Annotated in this window: 10 protein-coding genes; 3 read left to right on the top strand and 7 right to left on the bottom strand. The window is 73.5% G+C overall.

The genetic code is table 11. The features are described 5' to 3' along the window. Positions 1–20 precede the first annotated feature (20 nt). The gene (locus AB0I60_RS13210; protein WP_360728892.1) at positions 21–1,286 is read right to left on the bottom strand and encodes a serine hydrolase domain-containing protein; all 1,266 of its coding nucleotides are present in this window, start codon (positions 1,284–1,286) and stop codon (positions 21–23) included. Positions 1,287–2,066: 780 nt separating this feature from the next. After that, positions 2,067–2,678, bottom strand: coding sequence for a GTP pyrophosphokinase family protein (locus AB0I60_RS13205; protein ID WP_360728889.1), 612 nt, complete (start codon positions 2,676–2,678; stop codon positions 2,067–2,069). A gap of 217 nt (positions 2,679–2,895) precedes the next feature. Here AB0I60_RS13205 and AB0I60_RS13200 point away from each other — a divergent pair, with 217 nt between their 5' ends. Next, on the top strand, positions 2,896–3,789 hold the full coding sequence (locus tag AB0I60_RS13200) for a DMT family transporter (protein WP_360728886.1): 894 nt from the start codon (positions 2,896–2,898) through the stop codon (positions 3,787–3,789). Positions 3,790–3,812: 23 nt separating this feature from the next. Here the strand turns inward: AB0I60_RS13200 and AB0I60_RS13195 are convergent, their stop codons facing one another. Both AB0I60_RS13195 and AB0I60_RS13190 read right to left on the bottom strand, forming a co-directional pair. Next, on the bottom strand, positions 3,813–4,316 hold the full coding sequence (locus AB0I60_RS13195; RefSeq protein ID WP_360728884.1) for an ATP-binding protein: 504 nt from the start codon (positions 4,314–4,316) through the stop codon (positions 3,813–3,815). Positions 4,317–4,772: 456 nt separating this feature from the next. After that, complete coding sequence (locus AB0I60_RS13190) at positions 4,773–5,318, bottom strand: YceI family protein (RefSeq protein ID WP_360728881.1); 546 nt, start codon at positions 5,316–5,318, stop codon at positions 4,773–4,775. Between the two features lie 88 nt (positions 5,319–5,406). Between AB0I60_RS13190 and AB0I60_RS13185 the strand changes: the two genes are divergently transcribed. After that, positions 5,407–5,898 (top strand): MarR family transcriptional regulator, encoded by a 492-nt coding sequence (locus tag AB0I60_RS13185; protein ID WP_360728880.1) that lies wholly within the window; start codon positions 5,407–5,409, stop codon positions 5,896–5,898. Between the two features lie 194 nt (positions 5,899–6,092). Next, on the top strand, positions 6,093–7,763 hold the full coding sequence (locus AB0I60_RS13180) for an AMP-binding protein (RefSeq protein WP_360728877.1): 1,671 nt from the start codon (positions 6,093–6,095) through the stop codon (positions 7,761–7,763). 47 nt (positions 7,764–7,810) lie between these two features. Here the strand turns inward: AB0I60_RS13180 and AB0I60_RS13175 are convergent, their stop codons facing one another. The 3 genes from AB0I60_RS13175 to AB0I60_RS13165 all read right to left on the bottom strand — a co-directional run bounded on the left by AB0I60_RS13175 (position 7,811) and on the right by AB0I60_RS13165 (position 10,808). Next, entirely contained in the window at positions 7,811–9,064 is a 1,254-nt protein-coding gene (locus AB0I60_RS13175) for a DUF6239 family natural product biosynthesis protein (RefSeq protein WP_360728874.1), read from the bottom strand. Positions 9,065–9,068: 4 nt separating this feature from the next. Next, positions 9,069–9,587, bottom strand: coding sequence for a hypothetical protein (locus tag AB0I60_RS13170; protein ID WP_360729688.1), 519 nt, complete (start codon positions 9,585–9,587; stop codon positions 9,069–9,071). A gap of 276 nt (positions 9,588–9,863) precedes the next feature. Beyond that, on the bottom strand, positions 9,864–10,808 hold the full coding sequence (locus AB0I60_RS13165; protein ID WP_360728872.1) for a carboxymuconolactone decarboxylase family protein: 945 nt from the start codon (positions 10,806–10,808) through the stop codon (positions 9,864–9,866). Positions 10,809–10,917 lie beyond the last annotated feature (109 nt).

The raw sequence follows: 10,917 nt of genomic DNA, 5'->3' as shown, positions 1-10,917 counted from the left end.
AGGACGTTGAAACGTGATTTTCAGACCATTTCCGGGACTTGCCTGCGGGCCAACCGCCCACCGATCTGGATCCACTGGATCCCGCCCCCACGCGGGTCCCGCAGGAAACGCCCGGTCTGGCTCGTGTCGCCCGTGTCGGAATCCCGCATGGCGAACACCAGGCCGTCGAACAACGACAGGTCCGCGAACGGCTCGCCGTCCACCGTGAGCTTGAGCACTTCCCGGCCGGTGGGCTGCACCGAATACTCGGTGTCCCCGTTGACGAAGCTCCCGGTGCAGTCCTCGGGCGGCGCGATGGGGTCCCGCAGGTCGCTCAGACCGTCGTAATCGCCGACCGGCAGGCCGGCCTCGCCGAATTCCGGGACCAAGTCCCGCCACAGCGCGAAGCCGCTGCTGCCGTTGGTGGTCAGCGCCACCACGGTGCCGTCCTCCGGGTTGATCCGCAGGTGGCACGACGTGCCGTCGGCGGTGCCGTCGTGACCCACCCAGACCGCGCCGTCCCGCTCGTAGAGGGCGAGCCCCAGGCCCCAGCCGTCGGCCATCCCGAACGGTTCCGCGTCCCGCACGGGGGTGCGCATGAGCGCCAGGTCCGCACCGTCCACGAGGTGCGGCGGCGCTCCGGCGAGCATCCGCCCGAAGGTCACCAGGTCGGTCGCGCTGGCGGCCAGCGCGCCGGCCGGCGCGTCCACGAGCGCCAGCGACTGGCGCACCGGGACCACCCGGCCCTGCGCCGCGTTGACCGCGTGGCCGGCGACCACGTCGCCGCCCGCCTCGGGGCCGACGGTGAAGTGCGGGCGCAGCCCCAGCGGGCGCAGCAGGACCGCGTCCACCGCCTCCCACCAGGACATCCCGGTCGCCACCTCGATCAGGTGACCCACCAGGACGTAGCCGATGTTCGAGTAGGAGAAGCCCGCGCCGGGGCTGTGCAGCGGCACCAGCGTGCGCCCCGCCTCCAAGGCGTGGCGGCGCAGCGAGGTGGTGCGGACGTCGTCCGGGTCGGACGGCAGGCCGCCGGTGTGGCTGAGCAGGTGGCGCAGGGTCAGCGGGTGCCCGACGTCGGGCAGGGGTGTGTCGAGGTCGAGGTCTCCGTCCGAGACGAGCGTCATGGCGACGGTGGCGGTGAAGGTCTTGGTGATCGAGCCGATCGGCACGGCCGCCGTCGCGGGCAGGCCGATCGAGGTGGTCCAGAGACCGTCCCCGGGTCGGTGGACGGCCAGCTGCGCGCCGGGCACCAGGTGGTCGCGCACGAGTCCGGCTAATCGCCGCGCGAGGTGATCGTAATCCATCGGAGGTCCTTTGCAGGAATGAGCCATTTGGCTTCGAACCAACGTTGACGGCCGTTCCTGGATCGACGCGACCGCCAAACGGAGCATCTGCGGAATATAGATTCCCCGGTTTGTCGAGGCGTAACCACGGGTTCTTGAAAAGATCTCCCCGGTTCACTCGAACGGCCTGGTTTGGACTGGCCGGTTCCGTAATTAGGGGGCTATTGCGAGGACTATTCGCACTCGGGTGGCATGGAAATCTGTCAATGGTCAACCCGGCTCCGGGATGATGTTGTGAAGATTGTTCGTCCCCACTGCGGGGGATTTCCGAAGAATTATCCGGACACCCGTAACCGACGGTCTCCGGTCTCGTTTGCCCCAGTATCGGCCGACATCGCGCGAAGTGACCCGTCGGTAGAACCGGGTTGTCCGCCCCCGGTTACCACAGACCGTCGATCGACATTCCTCCAGGGGTCCGCCGCGGTGCGGCAGGCCGGCCGGCGACCGCTGCAACCCGCGCGAACCGCCCGTCGGACCCTGCGCGTGACGAAGGACACGCAGGGGCCCGGCAGCCACCGTGATTTCGCACACGTGCCGTCCCTGCGGGCGCGACGGCTTGATCGAAGCGGCGTCCGGGGTGGTGAGCATCACGTCGTGGGCGCGGTAGCCGCTCGGCCGGAAGCGCGCGGCAGCGGTCAAGCGGGCGGCACGGCCGGCGGGCGGGACACGGCAGTGGCCAACCCGGCGACGCGCGCCGGGCGCGGTGGTCCGGCGGAGCGCCGGGACTCGGCGGGGTCGTGCTCAGTCGCGCTGGATCTCCAGGTGCAGCGACTCCATCCGGGCGTCCAGCTCGGCCGCGATCGCCGCCGTGCTCGTCAGCTCGTCCACGAACCCGGCCGGCACCTGGTCGTCGTACTTGTAGAACAGCTTGTGCTCCAGCGTGGCCCAGAAGTCCATCGCTATGGTCCGCAGCTGGACCTCGACCTTCACCTGCTCCACCCGGTCGGACAGGAACACCGGGATGCGCACGATGAGGTGCAGGCTGCGGTAGCCGTTGGGCTTGGGCGCGGCGATGTAGTCCTTGGTCTTGAGGATCTCCACGTCGCTCTGCCGCGCCAGCATGTCGCGCACCCGGTACACGTCGGTCACGAACGGGCACACCACGCGCACCCCGGCGACGTCGTCCAGGTGCTCCGCCGCCAGTTCCAGGTCGGCCGGCAACCCCTTGCGCCGCAACTTGTCCAGGATCGCGTCCGGTCGCTTGACCCGCTGCGTCACGTGCTCGATCGGGTCGTGCCGGTGCACGAGGTCGAACTCCTCGCTGAGGATGCGGAGCTTCGTCATGAGCTCCTCGACCGCGAACTTGTAGACCACGAGGGACCGCCGCAGCAGGTCATCCGCGACGATGTCCATGAGCCCGAGAATACCGGCCCACCGCCCGGCTACGATGGAGGCGTGACCACCCACCGGCACGTCGCCCTCCCGCCGCCGGCCGCCTGACGGGCGCACCTGCGGCACCCCGCTCCCCGGCGGCCCCTCGCGGCCCCGGGCGCTCCCGCGCCGGCCCGCGCCGTGCGCCCGTTCGCCGATCTCGCCACTTCCGCGACGTCGTCCCGCGAACGGAGAACCCGTGTCACCCGCTGTCGCACGAGCGCGCCTCGCGCAAGGTCCGCTCCCGATCCTCGCCGCGTGCTTCCTCTGGGGCACCACCGGTACCGCCGCCTCGCTGGCCCCGTCCGCTCCCGCCGGGGCGGTCGGCGCGGCGGGCCTGGTGGTCGGCGGCCTGCTGCTCTTCCTGACCGCGCGGGGCACCCGCGAGGTGCTGCGCACCGCCGACCGGCGGCTGCTCGTGCTCGGCGCGGTCACCGTCGCCGGGTACGCGCTCGCGTTCTACCCGGCGGTCGCCCGCACCGGGGTGGCGGTGGCGACGGCGGTCGCCCTCGCCACCGCGCCGATCGTGCTCGGCACCCGGTCGAGGCCGGTGGTCACGCTCACCGCCGTCGCCGGGTGCGGGATCCTCGTCCTGGGCGGCGGCGACGCGCACGTCGACCTGGTCGGCGTGGCGTTGGCGCTGGTCGCCGGGCTGTCCTACGCCGCGTACTCGGCGGTCTGCGCCCACCTCATCGCGTCGGGCCACCCGTCGCGGGCGGTCGTCGGCACGGTGTTCGGCGGGGCGTCCGCGCTCACCCTGCCGGTCCTGCCCGTGCTGGGCGTGTCGTGGATCGGGACGGTCGGCGGCGCGGCGGTCGTCGGGCACCTGGCGGTGTCCACGACGTTCGTCGCCTACCTGCTGTTCGGCCACGGCCTGCGCCACACCACCGCCGCGGCGGCGACCACGCTCACGCTCGCGGAGCCGGCCGTGGCCGCCGTCCTCGGCGTGCTCGTGCTGCACGAGCGGCTGCCGCCGGTCTCGTGGTGCGGCATGGGGCTGCTCGGCGCGGCCCTGCTCGCGCTCGCCCGGCCCCCGGGTGCGCCGGCGCGGGGCGCGGCGGTCGGGCGGGAACAGCGGTCCACGACGGGGTGAGGTCGTCCGGGCGGCGTTCCGCCCTAGTCGGGACGCCGCTCCGCCGCACCGCCCAGCCCGTACAGGATGCGCTGGATGATCTCGGGGTCGACGTCCGGCTCGTCACCGAGCTTCTCCGCCGCCGGCGAGCGGCGCGGTTCGCGGCGGGGGAGGGGCACCGCCGAGGCGTTCATGCCGGACGGCAGCGTCAGCTCGCACCACGCCAGCCGGCCGCCCGCCGTCAGGTCCACCAGCCCGGCCCGCCCGCCGGCCAGCTCCGGCGGCAGCGCCACCCGGTGGCCCTCGACCTCCACCACCAGGTAGCTGCCGCTCAACCGCAGGCGCACCAGCAGCAGCCCCGGCGCGCGGGGGTCGGCGACGTCGACCGCCGCGCCGACCAGCCGGCGCGCGGTCTGGGCGGCCTCGTCCTGCATCCCGCGCAGCCGCCACTCGCCCAGGGAGAAGCGCACGAACATGTCCGCGACGTTGATCGCTGTGGGCAACGCGACGAGTCGAAGGTCGTCGACCTGTTCGGTCTGGGCGTTCACACCGATCCTCCTCGCCTGCGTCCGGCACGCGCCGCGCCGGGTGCCATGAGTACAGCCCTTGTCACCCACGTGGTCCAGACCCCGTGCGCGGACCGTGTCCGGATCGAGTCGCGTGGTCGCGGACTCGACCGAAAGCGACCTCCGGCTCACGTCCTAGTACGGGGCTCACGGGCTCATGGTTCACGGGTAGTCACGGCGGTGCCCGGAAAAGTACCGAAATGCTCCGCCGAAGGGAATATCGGGGTCCCCCCGATCCGGCGACCCGGCGGTGATCACGACCACGCTGGGTGATCTTCGCCGTTCGGCCCCCTGCCACACCCCCCAGCCACGCCCCCCTGCCATGCCCCGCGCCGTGAGCCGCGTGCTGCCGGTGGCGCGCGGAAGGGGCCCGCCGGCGATCCGGCGAGCCCCTCGGCATCGGGTCCTCCAGTGCCGGGCCGTTCGGCCCGGACGCCCTCAGGACTGGAGGACGGCCTCGATCTCCAGCAGGATCGTGATCTTGTCGCCCACGGCCGCGCCGGCCGGGCCGCCGGTCACGCCGAACTCCTTGCGGCTGATCTCGGTGCTCGCGGAGAAGCCCGCGACCTTCGCGCCCTCGAAGCCGTCGCCGAAGCCGTTGAGCTCCAGCTCCAGCTCCACCGCCTTGGTGACGCCGCGCAGCGACAGCTCGCCCGCGACGAGGAAGCCCTCGCCGTTGGCGCGCACCGAGGACGAGGAGAAGGTCAGCTCGGGGAACTTCTCGACGTCGAGGAAGTCCTCGCCCTTGACGTGCGCGTCGCGGGACTCGTTCTTGGTGTTGATGGACGCGGTGGCGATCTTGGCGTTCACCGTCGACTCCAGCGGGTTCTCCGCCGTGACGATGGTGCCCTCGAAGGTGTCGAAGTGGCCGCGGACCTTGGAGACGCCCAGGTGGCGGACCACGAAGGAGACGTCCGAGTGCACGGGGTCGATGGCCCACGTGCCCACGAGGTAGCCGGGGATCTGCGCAGTCTGCGAGGTCATGATGTCCTTCTCGGTCGGTCTGGTTGAACTCTCAACCGAACATAGCGCATCCTGGTTGAACTCTCAACAAGGCCCGTATGATGGGAGCATGAGCGAAGTGCGGTGGCTGAGCGCCGAGGAACAGCAGGTCTGGCGTGGCTTCAGGACCGCCGTGACCAAGTTCACCGAACACCTGGACCGGCAGTTGCAGCGCGACTCCGGGATGCCCATGGCCTACTACGAGATCCTCGTCGCGCTGTCGGAGGCGCCCGGCCGGGCGCTGCGGATGAGCGAGCTGGCCCTCAACTGCCACTCGTCCCGCAGCAGACTCTCGCACGCCGTCGCCAAGCTGGAGAAGGAGGGCTGGGTCGAGCGCCAGGCGTGCGCCTCGGACCGGCGCGGCTCGATCGCCCGGCTCACCGACCGGGGCTTCGCCGTGCTGGAGACCGCCGCGCCCGGTCACGTCTCCGCCGTGCGCGAGCACCTGTTCGACGTGCTGACCCCGGCCCAGCTCGACTCGCTGCGGGAGATCAGCCGCGCCGTGGAGAACGGCCTGCAGACCGAGTGCGCCCAGGCGCGGGCGGAGCTCGCCGAGTTCTGAGGCGCGGACGCCGCCGGTGAACCGGTGGCCGACCCGCCCGAACGTCCACCGTCTGGGCTGCTCACGGTCTCGGAGGTGACCCGACCGGGGAGGTGGCGGTCCGATGTCGACGCGTCCCACCGGGTGCCGCCGGCGCGGACCGACTCCTCCGAACGGGAGTGGCGGTGCGGGGCCCACCGGCCCAGGCTGGGACGATGAACTTCCGCGAAGCCCGTGACCTGCTCCTGCGCCACGCGACGGACTACGCCGCCGCCCGGGACGCGTTCTCCTGGCCGGAACTGGACGAGTTCAACTGGGCGCTCGACTGGTTCGACGAGATCGCCCGGGACAACGACGGCACCGCGCTGTGGATCGTCGAGGAGGACGGCACCGAGGGGCGCTGGACCTTCGCGGAGCTGGCCCTCCGCTCGAACCGGGTGGCGAACTGGCTGCGCGACAACGGGGTGCGCCGGGGCGACCGGGTGGTGCTGATGCTCGGCAACCAGGTCGAGCTGTGGGAGGTGCTGCTGGCCGCGATGAAGCTCGGCGCGGTGGTCATCCCGGCCACCACCCTGCTCGGCCCCGCCGACCTGCGCGACCGGGTCGGGCGCGGGGGAGCGCGGCACGTGGTGGCGGGCGCGGCGGACACCGCGAAGTTCGCCGAGGTGCCCGGCGCGTACACCCGGGTCGCGGTCGGCGGGCCGGTGCCGGGCTGGCTGGACTACGCGCGGGCGGCCGACGCGCCGGGCGGCTTCACGCCGGACGGGGTCACCCGGGGATCGGACGCGCTGCTGCTCTACTTCACCTCCGGCACGACGGCGCGGCCCAAGCTGGTCGAGCACACGCACGTGTCCTACCCGGTGGGGCACCTGTCCACGATGTACTGGATCGGCCTGGAGCCCGGCGACGTGCACCTCAACATCTCGTCACCGGGGTGGGCGAAGCACGCGTGGAGCAACGTGTTCGCGCCGTGGAACGCCGAGGCGACGGTGTTCGTGCACAACTACACGAGGTTCGACGCGGCCCGCCTGATGGCCGAGATGGACCGCTGCGGCGTGACCAGCTTCTGCGCGCCGCCGACGGTGTGGCGGATGCTGATCCAGTCCGACCTGACCGCGCTGCGCACCCCGCCGCGCAAGGTGGTCGGCGCGGGCGAACCGCTCAACCCCGAGGTCATCGAGCAGGTGCGCGCCGGGTGGGGCGTGACGATCCGGGACGGGTTCGGGCAGACCGAGACCACCGTGCAGATCGCCAACCCGCCGGGCCAGCCGGTGAAGCCGGGCTCGATGGGCCGGCCCGCACCCGGCTACCCGGTGGTGCTGGTCGACCCGGTGACCGGGCGGCCCGGCGCGGAGGGGGAGATCTGCCTGGACCTGGCGCGGCGACCGCTGGGCCTGATGGTCGGCTACCACGGGGACCCGGAGCGGACCGCCGAGGTGATGCGGGACGGCTTCTACCACACCGGCGACGTCGCGTCGGTGGACGAGGACGGGTACCTGACCTACGTGGGCCGCACCGACGACGTGTTCAAGGCGTCGGACTACCGCATCTCGCCGTTCGAGCTGGAGAGCGTGTTGCTGGAGCACGAGGCGGTGGCGGAGGCGGCGGTCGTGCCTGCCCCGGACCCGGTGCGGCTGGCCGTGCCCAAGGCGTACGTGGTGCTCGCCGCCGGGTTCGAGCCGGGGGAGGGCACGGCACTGGCGATCCTGCGGCACGCGCGGGAGAACCTGGCCCCGTACCAGAGGATCCGCCGGCTGGAGTTCGGCGAGCTGCCCAAGACGATCTCGGGCAAGATCCGCCGGGTGGAGCTGCGCGGCCGGGAGACCGGCGACCGCCCGCCGGGCGAGTTCCGCGACGACGACTTCCCGTCGTTGCGCCAGCAGTAGATGCGCCGACCACAGGTGCTGCGAACCGCAGGGCCGCCGGAGACCGGTCACGGAGTTGCCGGGCGGACGCGTGGCACGTCCCGGGGTCCGGTCCGGTCACCGCGCCAGGCGGCCAGGCCCGCTTCGGTGGGGCGGGTGCCGGGGAACGCGTCGGCGAGCACCCGGGCGTAGCGCCGGCCCTCCGGCGTGCCCAGGTCGGGTGGGCGCAGCCACGGTGCCAGGTGGACCCGCTCGCCGGTCGGCGCGCCGCCGACCACCAGGACGTCGGGAGCGTCCGGCACCACCGCCCGGCCGGTGCGGGCGGCCTCGTCGCGGACCGCGCCGGCCGCCGCGGTCGCCCGGGTGGACGCGTCGCCGGCCAGGGCGAAGCGCCGGGGCAGCTCGGCGACCTGCGCGCGCAGGGCCCGCTCGTCGGCCCCGGTGAGGCTCGGCCACGGGGGTTCGGGCTTGCCGGCGAGCACGGCGGCCAGCGCGGCGTCGGCGTACCCGGTCCCGTCCGGGCCCCGGACGTCCGGACCGGTCCACGGCTCGTCGCCGGGATTCACCGGCACGGTCGCGCGGCTCCCGCCCCGGTCCAGCCACAGCGTGCCCCGGCCCGCGTCGAGCCACACCAGCGCCCACCGGCCGGTCGCGCCGGGCCGGTGCTCGGCGGCCACCAGGGCGGTGGGCGCGTTGCCCACCCGCAGCGGGGCGTCCGGCACCCGCACGACGTTCCACCCGGGCCGGTGCGGGGCGATCAGGACGTCCGCCGGTTCGCCGCCGACCGCGACCCTGGTCAGGGTCGGGCCGGGGACCGGGGTGTCCAGGTGGCCCGCCAGCACCACCCGGGCCAGCCCGGTCAGCAGCGCCACGGCCAGGCCCGCGTCGAGCACCCGCACGACGAGCGTGGGCGGGCACAGCGCGGCCCACGCCACCGCCGCGAACCCCACCATCAGCGCGAGGTGGGCCGTGGCCGGCGGCGGGCCGTCGAACCACAGCGCGGACGCCGCCAGGACGAGCACGGCGACCGTTAGCACGGAGGGCGCGAGCCACGGCACCTCCTTGCGCAGCAACGGGGGCGCCACCAGGGCGGCGATCAGCGCGACCGCCGCCGGGCCGGGCAGCCACGACGCGTCGGCCACCAGCAGCGCGGCCACGCCGCCCACCGCCGCGACGGTGGTGACCACGCGCCGGGTCAGCGCGCCGCCGACGGTGAACGGGCGGGCCAGCGCCCAGCCCGCCACGACCGTCACCGCGATGAGCAGCAGCAGCCGCAGGAACGTGAAGCCGAGCGGGAGGGCCACCGATCCGTGGTCGTGCACGGCGCTACACCGCGACCGCGCAGGTGCACCGCATCCGCGCGCGCTCGGCCGGCGTCGGGCGCATGTGCAGCACCATGGCGACCACCATCGGCACGAACACCACGGCGTTGTAGAACAGGTGCAGTTCCACGCGGGGCACGATGAGCTGGATGACGCTGGTCGGCACCGGGCGACCGAGCAGGTTGGCCCCGGTGGACGCCTGCACGATCAGCAGCAGGTGCTCGATGTGGTGCCAGAACTGCAACCCCAGCGCGACACCCCACCACGTGCGGGACCGGCCGGTGAAGCCCTTGCGGAGGGTGACGAGGCCGACCAGCATCACCAGCGCGAAGCCGTAGTGCAGGGCCTCCGAGGTGATCAGCCAGGGGAACGGGATGCCGAGCACGCCCAGCGAGTCGCGCACCGGCCAGCCCAGCACGTAGATCTGGACGGCCTGGGCGATGTGCTCCGCCCAGTGGCCGATGACGACGAGCATGAACGCGTAGAGCGCCGCCTTGTGCCAGCGGGTGTTGAGGGCTTCCATGATGCCGGTCGTGCCGCCCACGGCGTTCGACCGGACTTCGGTGTGGGTCACAGGTCCTCCCGCGAGAAGAGTCGGGTGCGGGTCCGACCTTGACAATAACGGCGTTACGAGTGGATTTCGCGCTGGTCCGGGCTCTGCGGCGGGAGTGAGCACGTCACGAGAAACCGGCCACGGACAGCCATCGGGCGTCACCCACGGTCCGGATCCTCGTCGGCGGGTGACGGGCGAGGCCCGCGCCGCGCGGCGCTCACGCCCGTGGCTCGTGCCGCGAGGAGCTCACACGCCTGTGGTCTGTGCCGCGAGGGCGGCCATCCGCCGCGCGGCGCTGAACGCCGCCCAGCCCGCCAGCTCGACCAGAGCCGCGTCACCGCCGCCGACCGCCGTCACCGCCGCGTCGTCCACCTGGTACGAGGCGAACGCGACGAGCAGCGCGAGCGCCGCGCCCGGCTGCTCGTCCGTGGGCAGCTCGCGCACCGCCTCGCGCACCCAGCCCCGGTCGAGCCCCGGTGGCGTGCCGTCCCACGCGGCGATCCGCGCGGTCACCAGCTCCCGCGCCGGGTCGGACAGCGTCCGCCGGCCACCTGCCTCGAACGCCGCAGCAACCCGGCCGAGCGCGTCCCCGACCGCCGGGGTGGCGGCGGCCCACGCCAGGTCCGGCGGCAGCGGTGCCGCCGGCAGCAGCCGCGCGGTCACGCCGGGCGGGTGCGCGCGCCGCGCGCCGACGACCATGAACCGCCCGAGCAACCCCTCGGCGAACGCGGGTGCGCCGGCGGGCAGGGGGGAGTCCTCCAGGAACACGTTCACCATGCGGTTGAGGTAGTGGAACGCCACCACGACCCCCAGCAGCTCGGCCCCCACCTCCGCGAGCGGCGGTGCGACCTCGACAGGCGGTCGGTCGGACAACCGGTCGAGGGTCGCGGCGTGCACGGTGACGCAGTACGGGCAGTCGTTCTGCCGCGACACGGCGGCGGCCACGGCCTCCTTGGCGGCCCGGGACTCGGCCCCGGAGGCGATCAGCGTCTCGCGCAGCAGCGTCCAGCACGCGCTGAGCGCGGTGGGCGAGGGCGAGTGCAGCGCGACGGGAGCGGCCAGCAGCCCGAAGTCGGCCTCGACCCGGGCGTAGACGGCGGCGACCGCCCCCCGCGCGGCACGCGGCCGGACGGGGGTGACGTGGCGGACCGACCTCAGGGATCGGCGGAGCGCGGTGCGGACGATGCCCATGGAACCTCCCGGGTGCGGGCGCCGGCGGTCGGCTGTGACGAGTGGTCGCGCACCCCGTGGCTACCACGGGCCGCCGCCCGCCGGCACGCCCGCGCGCCGGACTTGCCCG

Source organism: Actinosynnema sp. NPDC050436 (assembly GCF_040655415.1).
Lineage (GTDB): Bacteria > Actinomycetota > Actinomycetes > Mycobacteriales > Pseudonocardiaceae > Actinosynnema.
Note: the sequence above shows the minus strand (reverse complement) of the source record. Positions and strands in the feature narration are given on the sequence as shown.

Excerpts from the sequence above, each read along its gene's own strand:
- AB0I60_RS13210 (WP_360728892.1), bottom strand. The coding sequence starts at position 1,286 with ATGGATTACGATCACCTCGCGCGGCGATTAGCCGGACTCGTGCGCGAC.
- AB0I60_RS13205 (WP_360728889.1), bottom strand. The coding sequence starts at position 2,678 with ATGGACATCGTCGCGGATGACCTGCTGCGGCGGTCCCTCGTGGTCTAC.
- AB0I60_RS13190 (WP_360728881.1), bottom strand. The coding sequence starts at position 5,318 with ATGACCTCGCAGACTGCGCAGATCCCCGGCTACCTCGTGGGCACGTGG.
- AB0I60_RS13185 (WP_360728880.1), top strand. The coding sequence starts at position 5,407 with ATGAGCGAAGTGCGGTGGCTGAGCGCCGAGGAACAGCAGGTCTGGCGT.
- AB0I60_RS13180 (WP_360728877.1), top strand. The coding sequence starts at position 6,093 with ATGAACTTCCGCGAAGCCCGTGACCTGCTCCTGCGCCACGCGACGGAC.
- AB0I60_RS13170 (WP_360729688.1), bottom strand. The coding sequence starts at position 9,587 with ATGGAAGCCCTCAACACCCGCTGGCACAAGGCGGCGCTCTACGCGTTC.
- AB0I60_RS13165 (WP_360728872.1), bottom strand. The coding sequence starts at position 10,808 with ATGGGCATCGTCCGCACCGCGCTCCGCCGATCCCTGAGGTCGGTCCGC.